The organism is Chitinophaga sp. RAB17 (assembly GCF_052114225.1).
Classification (GTDB): Bacteria; Bacteroidota; Bacteroidia; order Chitinophagales; family Chitinophagaceae; genus Chitinophaga.
Map to the genome: position 1 here is coordinate 414,046 of NZ_JBFREI010000005.1, position 19,474 is coordinate 433,519.

The following is a 19,474-nucleotide window of genomic DNA, read 5'->3' on the forward strand; positions in this document are numbered from 1 at the left end:
TATAAAAACTACGCGGGACTACTGGGATAACTCAGTAAACCCGCGTAAAAAAGCTTATTATTTCATGCATCCGGGGGACGCGTCATGGTGCTATGATTAACTGCACCGTGCCACTCACATGCTGCGACTTATTAGGTGTTCCCTGGAAGTTGCCCCAGGAAAGGCTCCAGTAATCCCATTTATCCGATACGATCAGCCACTGTTGCCCATTTGCGTCTATCTCCATTTTTGCAGCCTGGTTACCATTGGAGATCACATGTATGCTGCCCGGCATTCCTTTTTGTGAAAGCGTATATGTAAAGATGTTTTCCTTTTTTGCACGATAGCCTTCAGAAGCGCTGGTGGCAGCACTTAATCCTTCTCCCGCGGAAGCCAGGTAATAATCCGTCATATCTGTTGCAATGCCCCCCGCTGGTCGGGTGCGATATGCGGTGATCTCACTTGTATTCTTTTCTGCAATACCACTGGTGGCAGACAGGTGATCCTTGGGATAAGTAGTCCAGTATCCTCTCCTGTTCCATTCGATCTGGTTCAATGCGGCAGCTACCGGAATTTTAATCCCAACTTCCCAGGTATGAGCAGGTATACTGTCGGCCTCATATTTTATCTCCATCAATCCAGATGTAAATTGCTTCACCGTGTAGGACACCGGATATTTCCCTAACATTCCCCTGAACTGATAGGTTTTATAATCGCCGGCTTCCCTCACCTCACTGGTGGCAGATCGCAGGGTATCGGAGAAAATTCCTCTGGTATTTTTAAATGCATCCCAATGTTCCGGTCTGTTCACTACTACTATGGGCATACCCGTTATTAAATCGCTGCCGGTATACTTTTGTTGTGACGGCGTAAAGGCAGGCAATGATTGTTTGCCCCAGGTAATCTTTTCTTCATCCAGCAGATGGCTGGCAGCATCAAAAAACTGCAACAGGGCAGATTGTCCGGCCATACCACTCGTAGGCAATGCGATGGTACCGCTCGCGTGAGGCGCCACTCCGGGCAATGACAGCGTAGTACTTTTTCCGTCTGTTACTACCTTACAGGTGATGGCGGATAACGAGGTATGATCAAAACGGTTCTTCACCGGTATCTGCAATATATCGCCGGTCTTATTTGACTCAAAATCCATACGGCTGATGCGGATAGGCGAATAAGCCTTCTTTGTATTCCAGTATTCGGCCTTTTCCCTGCGCCATACATCTACTATGCCCCAGGGGCCATAGCCGGTTACCTTACCCGGCATATGAAAAGTTTCATCTATCATTCCCCAGATAGCACCACCTATATTTCCGGGTACATCAAAACGATTGAGCCATGCTGTATCCATACTGCGGCCCCAGTAATCCTTGAGGTTGGGGTCGTAACGCAGGAGGTCTGTATTGTAACAGGCCACATGTATCCATTCGTCACTCAGCAATGGATAATCAGGGTGCATCATGCCTTTGTCTATCCCTCCCATATCGCTGCCTTTACCATCGTATACAGGATAGTGGGCTACTGCAATGTCAAAACAACGTTTGTTTTCTTTCAGTGCAGAGTATGGCCATGACCAGGAAACAGGACGGCTGGTATCTATCTGTTTTACAAAATCATATTCCCGCTGAAAATTGGTACCATAGCCACTTTCATTACCTATTGACCACATGATGATGGCGGGATTATTCCTGTCCCTGTCAATCATTTCACTAAGCTGACCCAGATAACGGGAAGTGTACGCCGTATCATTTTGCGTGTTACTGTATTTATTATATGCACCTCCACGATCCTGCGCCACAAAGCAAATCGCTGTTTCCTCCTGCACATACACGCCGTACCTGTTGCAGAATTCCAACAGATCAGCAGAAGGCGGATAATGCGAAGTACGGATAAAATTAAGGTTAGCGCCTTTCGCCAGGATAACATCCAGGCTGTCCTGCTGCCGGTTCGTAGAACGTCCCAGCAACGCGTTCATATCATGATGACATGCACCTCTGAGCTTCACCGGCATACCATTAACAAGCAGCTGGTTTTTATTATTGATATTTACTTTGCGGAAACCAACCTGCTGGCTAATGGTTTCAACGGGTTTACCTGCCTGTAACAATGTAATGTCCAGCTGATACAGGTGTGGCGTTTCCGCATTCCAGGTGACTACCTGTGGCAGTTGTACTGCTTCGTGGATCATCCCTCCCGCCGGATAAGGAATCGTTTTTGCTGCCGTTTTCCTGCCATCCGGAGCAGTGAGTGTATAGGCCACTGTCAGGTGCTCTTTAGGCGAGGTAACTCCAAGATCCATACGCAGCGTGCCTGCAGTAAAATCGGCAGAAAGGTCGGTGTAGGTATAACAATGATTAAGATATACGGAAGGTCTGGCAATCAGCTGTACATCCCGGAGGATACCGCCGATAGGATGATGCGCGTAGCCGGAAGCAAAAGAGATATCATCTATCCTGTCTGTTACTTCCACCACCAGCACGGCAGCTGTACCAGGCTTTACATAGGGCGTAATATTACATTCCCAGGCCGTGAAGCCGCCAAAATGCTCCCGCAGTAATTGTCCGTTTATCCATACTCTGGCATAGCTGTATACGCCGTTAAAACGGATGGCCAGGTCTTTCCCGGCAGCATCTGCCGGCACCGTAAATTTCTTCCGGTAAAAGAAAGGCTGGTCGTGGTTAACAGGAAATCCCTGCATAGCAGGTTCTCCGGGTACCTGTATCTGCTTCCAGCCGCCTGTAGCCGACATGGCATTAAAATTAATATCCCAGACGCCACTTAAACTAATCACCGCCTGTTTCACACCGGTGGTCTGTACAGGCACAGGTGCCAATGCCTGACGACCGGCAGCCATATACTGCTGTTGAGCCATCAGTGCCGCCGGCAATGTCAGCATAGATATAATGGAACTTAGTTTTATGAGTTGTTTCATAATGTGCTTACCGTTATGCTTCTTTAATTATTTCTTTAATGTATGTTTCATTACCTGGCATTTGGAGCAGGCAAGATAGCCAGAACATCCCTGTAAGAGGTTAACGATTCTATCTAAAACATTAACTATATTTGCACAAATCCATTTTTATACATAAAATTCCATCAATAATATTATAATACAGGTGATGAAAGCGAGATTAATGGATACCGGTTTAGGTACAGACCGGCAGCTTCGTGTTAAGTATGTAGACAAATCCTACCTTGATTCTCACTTTCATTTTCATGATGCCTGCGAAATGGTACTGATTGAAGAGGGATATGGGAAGAGAATTGTAGGAGATCATGTAGATGATTTCGAAGAAGGAGACCTCGTACTCATGGGGCCGAATTTGCCGCACATCTGGCAAAACGACAATGTCTTCTTCCAGCAACACCGGCATTTGCGGGTTAAAGCCACTGTACTTTATTTCGCACCTTCCATGGTATTAAACCTGGTAGCAGGTACAGAAGCAGCGCAAGCCGTAGAACGACTGTTTACCAACGCCTGTCGTGGCCTTCGCTTCAGAGGCCATGCACACGCCCTGCTCGTAAAAAAGATAAGCGCCATTGTAGCATCGGAAGGACTCAAAAAGATTTCCCACTTCCTGAATATGATAGACTTCCTTTCAGAATCGGCAGATTACGACTATCTCGCCAGCAATGCCTATCAAAATGCACTCACCAGTAAAGACGCCGGCCGGTTTAATGATGTATATCAATATGTGATCACCAACTTCCACCAGGAAATTACCCTGGATACAATTGCCGGAATAGCCAAAATGTCCCCCACAGCGTTCTGCCGTTACTTCAAAGCACGCACACAAAAATCATTTGTGCACTTTCTGCAGGAAATCCGTGTATCCCATGCATGCAAATTACTCCGCCAGAATGAACTCCCCATTATGCAGATATGCTTTGAAAGTGGCTACAATAACCTGGTCAACTTTAATAAGTGTTTCAGAAATATTACTTCCATGAGTCCTTCAGAATACAGAAAAAGTATTCAAAAGGGGGAATAGCGATCCACACCACTAAATCAACGGTTTTCTTATCTTAATGAAAAATTGAAGGAATGAATATATCTGCTACTTTGCTGTCACTTCAACCAGGAACAAACAGACCATCTCTCCGGACACACTTTAAACGGGTGCTATTAGTAGTCATATGGTTGCTAACAGTTGTTTGTGCCACAGCAAAGCAGAGAGATACCAGCCACCACCAGCATGATTCCACCATAGCAAATACCCAGGTGCCTGTTAGTGACACCCCCCAACTGAGCTTTGTAAAGCGTGCACAAAAAGCGGGGTTAAAACTCAACCAACAGTACATTACTACGTTTGCCGAAGAAAGAATTGCGCTGAAGCAGGAGAAAATAATGGACGCAACAAAAAAGATGATGGAAAAGGCCAAGAGATATTTGCGGAGTGGAATCGACACAGTTGGCATCAGGACTGAGCTGGAAAATATTAAAAAATGGTCCTCCATTGCAGGCGATGGAATTTTTACCAACAGAGGAACCGCACATTCATACAGGAATCTCACTACTTCATATAATCTACTGCTCGTATTACAGAAAAAAGCCACGAACTTAAAAAACGTAATCGATAAACATCATAGTGCCCTTGTCAACTTCCGGTACAATATAGATTCCCTTTCCACAGATCCTTCCATCGTTCAATTCCCCGATGATTCCGCAAGATTAATCAGTTACATCAAAAAAATTTCCGTCCTGGCAAATGGTATCGGACCAGTAGATAGTTTATTGGCCGCAACAATAACAGGCATAGAGGAGATTCAGAACCCCCTGAACACCGAGGTATTCGATCTTGCTGCGAGACTGGAAGAAATTGAAGGCTATCAACGTTATATTTCAGACCGCACTTTTAACAGGGAGTTTCCTGCCTTGTGGGAAAAAACAGATTATTCAAGACCATTTAGTGAGATCAGCTACTATTCAAAAATGAAGGGGCTGCTCACCGGGCGATTTTACGCAGCGGCCAATGTCACGCAGATCATCATTGTGATGCTGCTTATGATCGTTATAGCACTATATTTAAGATCGTTAAAAAAGATGTGCGGCGCACATAACCTGCTGTCTGCCGACTTTAGTGGACAACTGGTACTACGCTATCCTGTTTTGTCGGCAGTAGTTATTATACCAAGTCTGTTTCAGTTCATTTTCTCTTCTCCTCCTTTCATTTTCAGCGCTACCTGCTGGAGCTTATCTGCTATCGCGCTCACGATCATCTTCCGGAACTTTATCAGCAGATTCTGGATGTTCTTCTGGCTTACAATAATGGTGCTCTTTTTTGCAGCGGGTGCAGATAACCTGATTTTACAGGCATCACGGATTGAAAGATGGTACATGCTGGCCTTATCGCTTGCCGGTACGGCCTTTGGCATATTCACCCTTAAAAAAGGTCATCGGGACGAGTTAAAAGAAAACTGGATCATCTACGCCATTGGACTGATGACGATACTGGAATTCGCCGCTGTTATTGCCAATTTTTCCGGCAGGTATAACTTGTCAAAGATTCTGCTGACCAGCGGTTTCTTTAATGTAATCATTGCCATATTATTTTTATGGACCGTACGATTGATCAATGAAGCATTGTCACTTGCCTACACTGTTTATTCGGGCTCGGAAAAGAAGTTGCTTTATATAAACTTTCAAAAAATCGGCACCAGGGCGCATCCATTATTTTACACGTTATTGATCCTGGGCTGGTTTATTTTATTCGGGCGAAACTTCTACGCATTTAAACTGATGACCGATCCTGTCCGGACATTTCTATCCCAGGAACGGAATGTTGGAGACTACTCATTTACGATAAATAACCTGCTGATACTTTTCTTCATCATTGCCATTTCAATTATAATTTCGAGATTGGTCTCCTTCTTCGCCTCCGACAGGCGGCTGGGATCGGCTCCTAATCAAAAGGACGAGAGAACTGGTCTTGGCAGCTGGCTATTATTAATCCGCATATCTATCATCACAATAGGCGTATTGTTTGCTTTTGCCGCCGCAGGTATACCGATGGACAAGATCGCTATTATACTGGGCGCATTAGGCGTTGGTATTGGCTTTGGCCTTCAAACACTTGTGAACAATCTCGTGAGTGGGCTTATTATTGCTTTTGAGAAACCGGTAAATGTTGGAGATATTGTAGAAGTCAACGGGCAAACCGGCGCGATGAAATCCATTGGTTTCAGAAGCAGCATCATTGCCACCTGGGATGGCCCCGATATGGTGATTCCTAACGGTGATCTTCTCAACTCCCGACTGCTTAACTGGACGCTTGGAGGTAACAAACGACGTATGACCCTGGTGGTGGGCGTGTCATATAACACGGATCTGGAAAAAGCAAAAAGTATATTGGTGGAGATTTTAAACGCAGATGAACGGGTACTGGCTGCACCGGCACCGGTAGTGCTGTTCCAGGATTTCAACAATAGCTCCATTGATATCAACCTGTTTTTCTGGGTGCGCCATTTCAGAGACGGTATCAGTACTAAAAGCGATGTTATTGCTGCTATCACTACAGCGTTTAGAAAAAATAAAATAGAAATCCCGTTTCCTCAACAGGATGTGCATATTTTCAGAACAGATAATGAATCTGAAACGCAATAAACCCTGTAAGTTAGTTACTCAGACAATAGACGATCTTTCTCCTAGCTGCTGATCCATCAATGAATATAGATCATTAGCCTGATATGGTTTTATAAGGCACTCATTGGCGCCTGCCTTTAAAATATCTTCCTTTTCCTGGGTAAATACCCTGCCGGTAACTACAATTACCGGCAACTTGCTGTATTGGGGATCAGCACGAAGCAGCTGCAGCATTTCCACGGCGCCCATTACCGGCATATCGGAATCTGTTATCACCAGGTCAGGGTGTTCTTCATGAATGATCCGCAATGCTTCCTTTCCATCTTCTGCACATAACACCTCTGCCCCATTTTTCTTTACTGTGGATTTTAAAAGATACAGGCTCATAGGATTATCTTCCACAACAAGTATCTTATATCCCTTGAAATTATATTTATTTACAGGTTTGGAGATTACTTCTGCTTCTGAAATAACCAGCGGAAAATAAAAAGAGAAAATGGTATTGACATCATCACATCTCGCTTCAATCTTTCCTCCCAATTTCTCCAGCAGCGACTTGGTGATAAACAGCCCCAATCCGGTACCTTCAATTCTGTTGCGCTTTACGCCTGAAAAGGGTTTGAAGAGATTGTCCAGTTCCTGGGGAACAATAACGCCCGGATTGGTAATATCACAATAAATTCTATAATTTTCAGCGTATACTTTTATATGGATAGTGCCCTGCTTGCAGGTATATTTAATAGCATTGGAGAGCAGGTTATTGAAAATCTTTGTGAGTGATAATTTATCGAAGCTGATATATTCGGGGAGATCATTTCCAAAATCCAACTGGATCTTCTTATCCTCATAGTTGGCTGTTTCCTGGGGAATTTTAACCAGTTCGGTGATGCAACTTTTCAGGGGAATTTTCTCAAATAAATTATCGATTTCATACCCTGCTTCTATCTTGGAAAGGTCCAGCACATCATTGACAATCCGTAATGTCTGAAATGCGGCGGCATACAGACAGTCAATTCTTTTCAGGGTGTCCGGGTTCTGAATTGTCTGTTTATCCTCATACAGTAACTGCGCCATGCCAAATACAGCATTGAGCGGGGTTCTCAGCTCGTGAGAAGTTTCACGGACATAAATACTTTTAGATAAATTTGCCTTCTCTAAAGCTTCATTCTTTACTGAAATGATGCGCAATAATGCCCTGTAATAATCTTCATAAAGTAAAATAACGATGGCATTCAACGTAATGCCAATCGGAAATACCACTGCTCTCACGGAGAACTTATTATCCTTAACCATCTGGAAAGGATGAATAAAACCCAGTCGCTGATTCAGTTCTATACCAATGAGTGAAATGGCGGTAATGGAAATACAGATAATCCTTTCATGTCTTTTTTCAAATAGCAGAAAAGATAAGCCTACCATGAAAAAGCCTACCTGTTGTACGCCGGCATCACCATCCAGCTTCAAACCGAAGTAAACAATAGCGACGTTGTGAAATAAATAAAAAAGTAAGGCAGCTAAGGAATAATGATGATTTCTGTTCAGCGCCACCACCCATGCAAATGCGCCTGCTTCAATGAAGCCGGCAAGCACAATGTTAATGTCAGGAATAAAACAAAAGTAAAAAAGCAAAGTTCCTGAGACAGCAAAGAAAGCGGTAATAAAAGAGATGATATTAATCGTCTTTACATTTCGCTGCTGATGGTCTGAAAGTGCGGCTGTGACACCAATGTTAAATACCGGCTTATTTAAAACGGCTCTGGCTACTTTAATGGATTTTTCAAAATATGGTGTAAAGAAATTGATGAGGGAATTGGTGGAGGGCTGCATGGATTTAAATTTATGTATATAAAAAAAATCTACTCCTAACCGCCTAGGAGTAGATAAAGTAATAAAAAAAATCCATCTATCCTGTTAATACGATGTTAATAGAAACGGTTTAATACTCTCAAATTGCTCTGCATACCTGTATGTTCTCTCTGACCAGAGTTTATTCCCCAGGATCATCTGCTTTAAATTATCCATATACAGCTGGTAATGGTAGCTATATTCCTCTCCAAAATCGGGAGGTGTATCACACAATGCTATAAATGCCTTCATCTCATCATTGTGAATCTGTGCTGCCATGTTGTAGGCATCTTTCAGGTTCTTCTTATATTCATCCTTAATCACCAGCACCAGGTTCATGTACTCGTTGTCCTGGTACTCCTTTGCGGCGGAGTAATAATCATTTGCCCAGGCCATGATCCGGGTGGCCAGTTTCCTTAACCGGAAGTTGTGCGGATGGCTATAAATGTGATGAGGTAATATCACGCCGGCAGACAGTTCCACCCAGCCCATCAGCTGAAATAGCCCTACCAGGTCTTCCCGCAGAATCATGTAATAATCCACCGTGGGATAGTGTCCGGTAGCATTGAAATAAGAGCTGGCAATGATGGAATCAAAAAATTTCTTCACATCATGTATGTAACGGTTCAGCCATTCCGGCGAAGAGATCGCCAGTAACTCGGCGCGTAATATTTCAAACTGGTGTAGCACATCATTCTCCGGCTTAATAGCATGGCCTTCCAGCGTTAAAATGGCTTCTTCGCAGTAGCCCTGAATTTCATGGGCGTTTTTTCCAAATCCATGTAAATCATCAAAAACAAAAAAAAGCAAAATGTGACGTCCCGCTGCTTCCAGCATTTGCCGGGATGCCCGCGGGAAAAAAAGGCAGGTCAATTCCCCGAAAGCAGACTTTTTAAATGACGCTTTTAAGTGGTCCGGCAAGGAGCGGTATTCATCTGTCCATTCTTTTACTTTTGTTTCCATGTGGCTGGAAAAACCGCCATCAATGGGTTCAAATGGGCAATACAGGGGCTCAAGACTTAGTGCAGTCATGTCATTTACTGTTACCATAGTAAATTGGATTTTAAATTGGTTAGGAAAATAATCGTAAACTTCTGTTACTGAATTCTGAAGACGGTTGAGGGTATTGTACTTCGCATATAATTCGAGTTCTGAAGTAATTTATTCCAATTCCTTGTCCATTTTAGCTTTTTTTTGATGGCATTACACCTGAAAAGGCTTACCAATACGTAAATAAAATACATCTAAAAGAATACGTATATTTCTAATTGAATATGTAATAATTGTAATTTGCAGGCGGGTAATGGATGGGATGAGTGTGACGTAGATTAAATTACAAATAACCCGTGCATTTGATTTGCAGAAGGAATACCCCGTAAAGAGAAGGTGTTAAAGAAGAGAATTACTAAAATAAGCAAATGGAAAATACCCGCACACCGGATGAAATGCTGCAACTCATTAAAGAATATATGAACACGCCGAGATATGTTCATTGCCCGGAGCCGATACCGATTGAAGAATCAACATCTTACATCATTACACAACCTGTTCACGTACTGGTATCATTGGTGGAGCAGCTTATTGCAGCAAATGACATTGCATCAATGGAAATGATGGCAGAATTTTTCAGAGCGGAGGGATATTTTTACATGCATGCCACACACCATGATGCGTTGCTGGAATTAATGATGCGATATGCCATCGCACTTCCTGATCAACCGGCCATTTTTTCCGATTTTCATCTCATCCGGTATATCATGACATTATACGATCTGATCTTTCATCAGGTACATTTTGATGATGAGTATCCGGAAGGTCTGCGGACACTTTATTTCCAGATGAATCTCCGGATCATGGATACATCACTTATTCCGCTTCGTAACATTACCATGCAGGGAATGGATTGGTTTTACAGTCAATGTATTTATTTTATTGAAATGAAATCCTGGTGTTACACAGTGAATCAACCGGCATTTCTGGAGTTATGGGCGAAATACCAGGAACACCGGGCATTGAATAACGAGGCTATTATAGCAGAAGATTGGCAAAAAACCTATAATCATATTATGGAGATAGAAACCGGAGAAGAATAGCTCCATCCACGCCAGCATATCAAATGCTGGCAGGACGCCCTATCATCTTTTGCATAAATGGAACAACCGTGACGCTCACCAGGTACCTTGCTACAAATACCGCCTGTTTAAGCTTGTTGTCGCTAAACATATTCAGCATCGTCTTTAACGCGCCGGGCTGATGCATCCATTTGGTATTGAACATCGTGTCCCTGCCAATTTTAGCGAACCTCGCAAACATTTGCTTTTCATAATGGGCGATAGCCGTTCTGGTATCTGTGAATGAAGGATCCGTGAGTGCCTCACTGAGCTGTAACGCATCCAACATGGCCATATTTACGCCTTCTCCTGCGAAGGGAGGCATCCAGTGAGCGGCATCGCCGAGGAGAGTAATATTTGGTTTGGCTTCCCATTTTTGATCTAAAGGCATGCAATATTGCGGACGAGGAATGAAAAGGGTGTCTTCACTTTCAAACAGCTCCCACCACACATTGCTCCATTCAGCAAACTCCTTTTTAAACCACGCCAATACCTGTTTGTGATCTTTAAAGTCAATCCCACTGTTTTTCGCCCAGTGTTCTTCTGATTTAAAACTGAGGGCAAATCCAAAACTACCGTCTCCTTTTGAGCTAACGATCAGCGTTTTTTCATTGCCATAGGCGAATATTTTCCCGCCTTTTAATAGCTGGTGAATAACAGGGGCTGTTTTCGCGGCATCTTTAATAGCGCCTTCCAGCATGGTGATACCCACCCAAAGTGGTTTGATATCCGTTACATAGTGCCTTATCTTTGAGTTGGAGCCATCTGCCCCAATCACCAGGTCCACAATGGCGGTATCCCCATTAGCCAACACTATTTTCCATTGATCCTGTATCGGGCTGACTGCCAGGATGTGACTATCCCACACAATGGTATCCGGCTGTAATGAGTGGAGTAAAATTTCCCGCAACGGCCCACGGTCTATTTCCGGGCGGTGCTCTTTGTCACCAAAATTCTCCCTGCGTCCTTCAATATGCTGATCTGAATAAATTTTTGCCTCCTGATCTACTACTCTGACCAGTTCTGCTCCCGGCCGGTAACTGGCTTTAAATTCGTCCATCAAATCAGCTTTTGCCAAGGCAGCCAATCCTGATTCCGTATGCAGATCGAGGGCACCACCCTGAATTCTTACGTCTTTATTAATATCTCTTTCGTACACTTTTACATCCGCACCTTTAAGCTGTAAAAGGCGTGCTAAGGTCAGACCACCGGGCCCGCCGCCAATAATTGCTATCTTTTGCTGTTGAATGTTCATGCCTGATTTGTTTTGACGATACAAAACTACTCCTTAGGCAAGGCAGATAATAGTATAAATCGGCCGTTTGAGTTTTTGGATAACTCCTTAGGCACCACCCCGGAGAACTTCTTAACCTCTTTAATAAAATGAGTTTGATCGGTAAAGCCCTGCTCCGGAAAAAGCCGGCCTTCTTTGATATGGTTCAGTGATGCCCGGAAGCGTAAGATATTGCAGAATGCCTTTAAAGAAATGCCGAATTGCTCATTAAAATAGCGGTTGATCTGTCTGCTGCTCCAAAATACCTTCTCCGATAATTCTTTTACCGATAAGGCACCATTGGAAGTATAAATCAGGTCAAATAAATTTTTCTTCCTGCTGTCGATGTCAGGTTTAATTAAGGGCAGCATCCTGGCAACAACCTTATCACATAAGCTGTCAAAATCAGCCAGATCCTCTTTTGTAATATCCCAGAAGTTGTCCGGTAGTATTTGAGCGCCATTTAATACAGCAGCCACTTTGAAATTAAGCAGGTATTCGATGGCCAATAATTTAAAGCTGATGGCAAACATCACCTGCTTAGCAGGAATAGCGTGCTGTCCCGGTTCGGTATCCAGCCCTCTCAGGATAGCACGAAAGGACTCTTCTTCAGAGTAAGAAAAAATAATATCAAACCTTCCATCAGGTAAAACAACAATCTCTTTTTGCTGCGGGGCAGTATTCTCGAGCATCCAAAAACTTTCCACAAAATCGGATAGTTGCGGAGAAGGTTTTCGAGTTTTAAAGGTGATGTTCGTTTCCAACAGTAATGATCTTTGTCTTCTATAAAGATAGACAAATAAGCGGGCCAGGAAATTTATTACAGGTTACAAGACCCAGGAGAAGTGTACAACACTTTCTTCTTTTGTAAAGTTGGTTCGGCGGTAAAAGTCCAGCGCCTCGTCGTCATCAGCATGTGCCGGAACATATACTTCTTCAAAACCTTTTTCCCTACAATATTCTGTTAAGAAACTGATAAGCGCTTTACCAATACCTTTTCGCTGGAAATCGTTCAAAACCGCCAGATCATATATATAGGCCAACGGCTTTTCTACATAATACTGATGAAGTGTATAGGCGGTTAATCCTCCCACGATCGCATTATTCGCAACGGCCACCGCCACCAAAAAACCAGGGTTGCCCAATATGCGCTCCAGGTAATTCCTATCGGGCTTAACAAAAGCCGGTATTTCAAAAACTTTTTCAAAAACACTTAACAACGCCACAAAATCATCAATATCCTGATGCGACAGTATTTTAATGGTTAAATCCATTTGTTGTGATACTTAAAGTCTCGATGAAAGTCAGATCCCAATAATAATACGACAAAACTTCCATTAAAACAGGGAGTCATGACCAGCATTAAAAAACCATAAATACAAAAGAGATGATCATAAGATCATCCCTTTTTTGCGAATCGTCAGGGTTATTAATGATTGCAGGGAGGATACGGGTTGCTCGCCGTTGCCTCTGGCCTGCATACTTTATCATTTACATCAAAAGCAGAACCGGCTGCACAGGTGTAATCTCTTCTTTGAAATCCTCCTCCAGCGATTTTTATGCAGAAAATATAGTCATGACAATTATCCGGATTAGGGAACCTGCCACTGGCCGAGCATGTAAACTCAGATATCAAAGGAGTAAAGACAGCCGGACCAGCAACCGGCCTCGTGTCCAGCGATAAAAATGTATTAACAAAAGCGCTGCTGGTAGCTGGCATTAATACTGGTTGATCGGTTAATGAAGGAGTAGATATTACCGATTGTGCACTTGCTACAGCAGTAATGGCAAACATGATGACAGCGAATAATAGGGTGTGTTTTTTCATAATAGGTATTTTGTTTATTACTAAATGGAAAGCCGGTATAAGGATGACAAATTAAGAATTGCCACTGCGGCACAGTATCAGTAATATGCTGAAAATATCGTAATTTATTGGCCGGCTATGTTGAAAATGTAAAAGCCCGTTGCTATTTAGAACATTGAACAATACTCACTCATGCTAAAGAAAATTTTAATCCTGGCAACAGGAATGCTGTTGCAGTTACTCTCTTCCTTTGCTGCCAACACTGAAAACGGGAAGAACCAGGAGATCAACCTGATTCCCATACCCGTTAAAGTTGAAAACCGGACCGGCTCTTTCAATATTACCTCTGCCACCAAACTGGTAGCAGACGCATCTCTGAAAGGTATTACCGATCTGTTTGCAGCTGTATTACACGCGCCCACCGGGTATCAATTGCGCCAGGCAGAAAGTGATAACAGCGGCATTCATTTTACAATCAACAGTACCTACAACCCAACACTGGGCAATGAAGGATATATACTGGACGTAACCCCCACCAGGATCGACATTTCTTCCAATAAACCTGCTGGTCTATTTTATGCGATGCAGTCGCTGATTCAATTGCTACCCAAAGAGGTGGAAAGCAGTGTGAAGGTGGAACAGGAAAACTGGACTGTTCCCTGTGTAAAGATTACAGACTACCCCCGGTTCGGCTGGCGGGGACTGATGCTGGATGTAAGCCGTCATTATTTTCCGAAAGAATCAGTAAAGAAATACATAGATCAACTTGCTAAGTACAAAATGAATGTTTTCCACTGGCATCTTACAGATGACCAGGGCTGGAGAATTGAAATTAAAAGTCTCCCTGAATTAACCAGCATTGGAGCATGGCGTGCACCAAGAATGGGTACCTGGTGGACACGTGAACCCAGGGCTAAAAATGAGCCGGTTAGCTATGGAGGCTTCTATACCCAGGACGATGTGAAGGAAATTGTGAAATATGCACAAGACAGGTTTGTAACCATTATACCGGAAATAGACGTACCAGGCCATAGCCTGGCTGCTTTAGCGGCCTACCCTAACCTTTCCTGCACAGGCGGTCCATTTAACGTAAATGTTGGGAATGTCTTTTATACAAAAGAAGACAACGCACTATGTCCGGGAAATGAACAAAGCTTTGCGTTTATGGATAAGGTACTAACGGAGCTGGCTACGCTGTTTCCCGCACAATATATCCATATCGGGGGAGATGAATGTTACAAGGGCTTCTGGAAGAATTGTCCAAAGTGCAAAAAAAGAATGACGGATGAAAAACTCAAAACGGTGGAAGAACTCCAGAGCTATTTCATTAAACGCATGGAAAAGATGGTTATCTCCAAAGGAAAAAAAATGATCGGCTGGGATGAAATACTGGAAGGTGGACTGGCTCCTGAGGCGACTGTCATGTCGTGGCGTGGCATCCAGGGAGGCGTTAATGCCGCAAAAATGAATCATCCGGTTATCATGACTCCTGATCACAATTGCTACCTGGATCTTTACCAGGGAGATCCTGCAGGCGAACCACCTACCTATTCTATGCTCACCTTACGCACTTGTTATAACTTTGAGCCTGTTCCGGCGGAACTAACTGATCAGTCATTAATTCTGGGTGGACAGGGCAACCTGTGGACAGAATCTGTGCCTACCTATCGGCACGCAGAATACATGACCTGGCCCCGTGCGTTTGCTTTATCGGAAGTGTTCTGGTCTCAAAAAACATCCAGGAACTGGGAAGGCTTTATTCATCGCATGGAAGCTAACTTAGCCCGTTATGATGTGGCTAACGTGAACTATGCACGGTCTGTATATGACGCCACTATCAGGCCCATAAAGAAATCGGCAGATAAACCCATGCAAATCACCCTGGTCAAAGAGCTCGATGACCTGGATATTTACTATACGTTTGATGGTACTTTTCCTGATCGCTTCTCTTCAAAATATACGGATACACTCAATATCCCCAAAGGGGCAGATACCTTCCGGATGATCACTTACCGCAACAACCAGCCTGTTGGGAAAATGATTACTGCAAGTATTAAAGAGATAGAAAAAAGATCAGGTTCAAAGTAGTAAAACTACGCTCCATTTTATTTCATCCTAAACACTGGTAAGTATGTCGGAAAATCAAATAACTGCACCCTCCAACGATCGTTCAAGAAGAGATTTTATCAAACACGCTGCCGTAGGCATAGGTACTTTTATAATTGGGATATCCCGTCCCCTGTCTTCCTTTTCCAAGGCAACCAGCGCACCATTGACCGCTGCTCCTATTAAAGCCTTTAACATTGATTTTAACTGGGGTGAAGGTGGGCTCAACGCCTTCGCCAAACCAGGGTTATGGGCCGATGCGGATCCGGCAGAACATGTAAACTGGTATGCAGATTTAGGCTGCAATGTGATACAGTCATTTGCCGTTTCATGTAACGGCTATGCATGGTATAAAGGCGGTATTGTACCTGAACAACCAGGGTTAAAATATGATTTTTTAACAGAACAGGTAAAACTTGCGCATCAAAAAAACATCAAGGTATTTGGATATTTCTGTGCAGGCGCCAATACAAAATGGGGACTGGATCATCCGGAGCTGAGTTATGGAATTCCTGCAGATCCTCATATTCCGTACACTACCACCTATATTGATTACCTCTGCGCTTCCATTGAAGACGCCATTAAAGTAACCGGTATAGATGGTATTTTTATCGACTGGCTATGGAATCCGGGAACAACAATGGAACCATACCCTCCTTTGAAATGGATGGACTGCGAACAGGTAATGTACCAGGAACTCATGCAGCAACCATTTCCAGGGAAAGAGAAAGTAACACGGGAAAATGTATTGCAATTTCGCCGTAAAGCAATTGACAGGTGCTGGAAGAGAATTAAAGTAACCGCAAATAAAGCAAACCCGGAATGTATTATCTGGTTAACTTCCTGTCAGCTTACCAGCAGGGACATTGCCGGATCAGACATGCTAAAGGAAGTAGACTGGATATTGAATGAAGCAGGTGATATTAAGACGACTACAGCGGTGCGTAACACGCTGGGGAAGCATACCCGTATGGTTACCTGTCTCGCTAAATGGAACGCGCAGGACCCTTTAACCATTGTACCCGCCGCCATCAAACAGCAGGTTGGCCTCTACGGTTTTGCCAAACCCATTATTGGAGCGATGATGCACCCGGTAGACTACTACCTGAAAACAGCTATTCATGATCTGACAGATGACGAAAAAAACATCGCGGTACTGGCACGCAGCTATAATAACCTGCCATTTTCTTATGTTAAAAAATAAGTTACCCTCTGAATAACAGCCGCTTCATGAAATAGGCCAAACAACAATATGAAAAGCCTGTAGATGAGTCTGCAGGCTTTTCACTTTTTAGTCATTTCCCGTTAATTAAAAGAAGATCTTAATCAATCTTTATACTATCAATGGCTTTCTCCATAGCATATTCCTTCACTCCCGGCACTTTTAATCCTTCAGCTCGGAATACCGTCAGGTCTGTCATGCCTAAAAAGCCAAGGAACGCATTCAAATAAGGAGCAACAAAGTCGTTGGCTTTACCAGGACCTTCTGAATAAACGCCACCAGAAGACATGGCTACATAAACTTTTTTTCCTGTTACCTTTCCAACAGGACCATTTTCCCCATACCCAAAAGTGATTCCGGCCCTGGTAATATGATCAATCCAGGCCTTTAGCGATGTATGGATGGTAAAGTTGTAAAGCGGCGCACCAATTACGATGATATCTGCAGCCATTAACTGTTTCACTACCTCGTCAGAAAAGCGAATGGATTCTTTTTCTTCTTCGGTCAGCTGATCTCCGGGAATAAAGAATGTACGAAGAACAGCGGGGTTAAGATGTGGAATGTCGATATCAACCAGGTTTAATTCTTCAAGTGTACTACCAGGATACTTTTCCTGAATTTTTTCAACGATAGCCTGACCCAGCTTAATGCTGTACGATCCTTTACCTTGTAGGCTTGAGATTAAATGAAGGATGCGTTTCATAAAAAATTACGTATTTAACAATATGATCAATTTTAAATTCCGAGATCGCCCGACTTCCTTTTGTGTTAATGATGAAGGTTTCTTTGGCTCGAATTATCAAAGGCAAAATTATGGCTGGCAGGTAGTCAGAAGTTCGGACTTACCTGAAGGGAAGCGGTTACATTGAGGTAATGTAATTACCTTTGGGTTATGGAAATGATGATAAATGAGCCGCTTCCAGGCAAGGAAGAATGTGCAGGCTCGCTCAAAAACGTCCTCGATGCGTTGTATGTGCTTAATGGAAAATGGAGGCTGGCTTTGATCCTGTCTCTGGTGCAATCATCAAAGCGCTTTAACGAGATTCAGCATGAACTCACGGGTATATCCTCCAGGATATTGGCTAAAGAGCTAAAAGATCTGGAATTAAATGACTTTGTCACACGAAACGTATATCCGACTACCCCGGTAAGCATCATTTATGAGGCAACCGAGTATAGCCGGACATTAAAAAATGTGATAGGTGAACTGAGTGCCTGGGGCGGACAGCACAGGGAAAAAATTAAGCAAAGCATGCGGAAACAATCCTTAATGCCGGTCTAATGTTTAAGTTCAGCTATACGCACTACTAAATCGGCCAACCGGTTAGAATATCCGAACTCGTTATCATACCAGCCCACCACTTTAACTAAATCCCCTACAATAGAGGTCAATAAAGCATCGAAAGTACAGGAGTAGGGACTATCAATGATATCTACAGATACGATAGGGGCCTCTGTATATTTCAGCACTCCTTTCATGAAAGTGTCTGCAGCTTCCTTAAACCTGGCATTAATTTCATCTACACTTTGGGGCTGTTTCTTCAGGATACAGGTAAAATCGGTAAGCGAACCATTTAAAACAGGCACGCGTATACCTGCCCCTCCCATTTTGCCGGCTAAATGCGGAAATATAGTGGTGATTGCTTTGGCGGCGCCGGTAGAGGTAGGGATAATGGATGCCGATGCTGCACGGGCTCTGCGAAGATCTCGGTGTGGTGCATCGTGCAGGTTTTGATCTCCGGTCATGGAATGCACGGTGGTAATATAGGCATCTACGATCCCCCAGTTATCATCCAAAACTTTTACCATAGGTGCTACATTGTTAGTAGTACACGAGGCATTGGATAATACAGGTGAGGTAAGATCTATTAAATGATCGTTCACCCCCAATACTACAGTAGGAATATCTTTATCCGGCGATGGCGCTGATACAATAACCTGTTTGGCGCCGGCCTGCAAATGCTGTTCCGCAGCGGCTTTAGATGTGAATTTGCCGGTAGATTCAATCACTATATCAATCCCCAGTTCGGCCCAGGGTAACTTCAATGGATCACGCTCTGCTAAAACACGGATTGATTTTCCATCAATAATCAGGGCATCCGCAGTCGCACTTACTTCGCCTTTGTATGGCCCATGTACAGAATCATAAGTGTAAAGGTGTGCCAATGTTGGCGTATCCGCCAGGTCATTTATTGCTATTACTTCAATTCCTTTTTTTTGCAATAACATGCGCAAACATATTCTGCCAATACGCCCAAAACCATTAATCGCTATCCTCATGTTGATATAGTTATAGCCGGTAAAATTATCTGATAATGCGCAAATAACAAAAGTTAACCTCCCCGGCGACCGGATATTTTGATGTATTTCAGGGAAGTAACGCCAATGCAACGGGGATTTTAATTTATCATTCTGTCCGTCCTTCCCCATCATACCGGGTATCAGGGGAGATATCTGTTTCATATTGCATGTTTAGTGATGCCGGAGGCTAACAGACCGTATATGTCTGATTTAAAGGGGGGGGTAACATTTCGTCAAACCTGTTGATATA

General features: G+C 43.4%; 15 protein-coding genes. 6 read left to right on the top strand and 9 right to left on the bottom strand.

All coding sequences use genetic code 11. The features are described from left to right. Positions 1 to 82: 82 nt before the first annotated feature. Positions 83 to 2,908, bottom strand: a complete 2,826-nt coding sequence (locus tag AB4Z08_RS19520; RefSeq protein ID WP_441575447.1) for a glycoside hydrolase family 2 TIM barrel-domain containing protein — start codon at positions 2,906 to 2,908, stop codon at positions 83 to 85. Between the two features lie 187 nt (positions 2,909 to 3,095). Here AB4Z08_RS19520 and AB4Z08_RS19525 point away from each other — a divergent pair, with 187 nt between their 5' ends. Next, a complete protein-coding gene (locus tag AB4Z08_RS19525) occupies positions 3,096 to 3,968 on the top strand; it encodes an AraC family transcriptional regulator (RefSeq protein WP_441575448.1) in 873 nt (290 codons plus the stop codon). A 53-nt stretch (positions 3,969 to 4,021) separates the two neighbouring features. Continuing rightward, positions 4,022 to 6,580: a mechanosensitive ion channel family protein gene (locus AB4Z08_RS19530; protein ID WP_441575449.1), complete on the top strand. Its 2,559-nt coding sequence runs from the start codon at positions 4,022 to 4,024 to the stop codon at positions 6,578 to 6,580. Between the two features lie 18 nt (positions 6,581 to 6,598). Here AB4Z08_RS19530 and AB4Z08_RS19535 read toward each other — a convergent pair whose 3' ends face one another. Beyond that, a complete protein-coding gene (locus AB4Z08_RS19535) occupies positions 6,599 to 8,386 on the bottom strand; it encodes a response regulator (protein ID WP_441575450.1) in 1,788 nt (595 codons plus the stop codon). A gap of 84 nt (positions 8,387 to 8,470) precedes the next feature. After that, entirely contained in the window at positions 8,471 to 9,454 is a 984-nt protein-coding gene (locus AB4Z08_RS19540; protein ID WP_441575451.1) for a terpene synthase family protein, read from the bottom strand. Positions 9,455 to 9,822: 368 nt separating this feature from the next. Here AB4Z08_RS19540 and AB4Z08_RS19545 point away from each other — a divergent pair, with 368 nt between their 5' ends. Further along, positions 9,823 to 10,497: a hypothetical protein gene (locus AB4Z08_RS19545; protein ID WP_441575452.1), complete on the top strand. Its 675-nt coding sequence runs from the start codon at positions 9,823 to 9,825 to the stop codon at positions 10,495 to 10,497. Positions 10,498 to 10,516: 19 nt separating this feature from the next. Here AB4Z08_RS19545 and AB4Z08_RS19550 read toward each other — a convergent pair whose 3' ends face one another. From AB4Z08_RS19550 to AB4Z08_RS19565, 4 genes are all read right to left on the bottom strand, one after another. Then, on the bottom strand, positions 10,517 to 11,770 hold the full coding sequence (locus AB4Z08_RS19550; RefSeq protein WP_441575453.1) for an FAD-dependent oxidoreductase: 1,254 nt from the start codon (positions 11,768 to 11,770) through the stop codon (positions 10,517 to 10,519). A 26-nt stretch (positions 11,771 to 11,796) separates the two neighbouring features. After that, on the bottom strand, positions 11,797 to 12,552 hold the full coding sequence (locus AB4Z08_RS19555) for a DUF6597 domain-containing transcriptional factor (protein ID WP_441575454.1): 756 nt from the start codon (positions 12,550 to 12,552) through the stop codon (positions 11,797 to 11,799). A 63-nt stretch (positions 12,553 to 12,615) separates the two neighbouring features. Next, complete coding sequence (locus tag AB4Z08_RS19560; protein WP_441575455.1) at positions 12,616 to 13,062, bottom strand: GNAT family N-acetyltransferase; 447 nt, start codon at positions 13,060 to 13,062, stop codon at positions 12,616 to 12,618. Positions 13,063 to 13,217: 155 nt separating this feature from the next. Continuing rightward, on the bottom strand, positions 13,218 to 13,616 hold the full coding sequence (locus AB4Z08_RS19565; RefSeq protein ID WP_441575456.1) for a carbohydrate-binding module family 14 protein: 399 nt from the start codon (positions 13,614 to 13,616) through the stop codon (positions 13,218 to 13,220). Positions 13,617 to 13,787: 171 nt separating this feature from the next. Here AB4Z08_RS19565 and AB4Z08_RS19570 point away from each other — a divergent pair, with 171 nt between their 5' ends. Beyond that, positions 13,788 to 15,683 (top strand): beta-N-acetylhexosaminidase, encoded by a 1,896-nt coding sequence (locus AB4Z08_RS19570; RefSeq protein WP_441575457.1) that lies wholly within the window; start codon positions 13,788 to 13,790, stop codon positions 15,681 to 15,683. A gap of 43 nt (positions 15,684 to 15,726) precedes the next feature. Next, positions 15,727 to 16,905, top strand: a complete 1,179-nt coding sequence (locus AB4Z08_RS19575; RefSeq protein ID WP_441575458.1) for a twin-arginine translocation signal domain-containing protein — start codon at positions 15,727 to 15,729, stop codon at positions 16,903 to 16,905. Positions 16,906 to 17,023: 118 nt separating this feature from the next. Here AB4Z08_RS19575 and AB4Z08_RS19580 read toward each other — a convergent pair whose 3' ends face one another. Further along, positions 17,024 to 17,626, bottom strand: coding sequence for an FMN-dependent NADH-azoreductase (locus AB4Z08_RS19580; RefSeq protein ID WP_441575459.1), 603 nt, complete (start codon positions 17,624 to 17,626; stop codon positions 17,024 to 17,026). Positions 17,627 to 17,815: 189 nt separating this feature from the next. Between AB4Z08_RS19580 and AB4Z08_RS19585 the strand changes: the two genes are divergently transcribed. Next, entirely contained in the window at positions 17,816 to 18,205 is a 390-nt protein-coding gene (locus AB4Z08_RS19585) for a winged helix-turn-helix transcriptional regulator (RefSeq protein ID WP_441575460.1), read from the top strand. On the opposite strand, the gene gap is transcribed toward AB4Z08_RS19585, so the two are convergent. After that, positions 18,202 to 19,386 (bottom strand): type I glyceraldehyde-3-phosphate dehydrogenase, encoded by a 1,185-nt coding sequence (gene gap, locus AB4Z08_RS19590; RefSeq protein WP_441575461.1) that lies wholly within the window; start codon positions 19,384 to 19,386, stop codon positions 18,202 to 18,204. The two genes, AB4Z08_RS19585 and gap, sit on opposite strands and share 4 nt — an antisense overlap. Between the last annotated feature and the right edge of the window lie 88 nt (positions 19,387 to 19,474).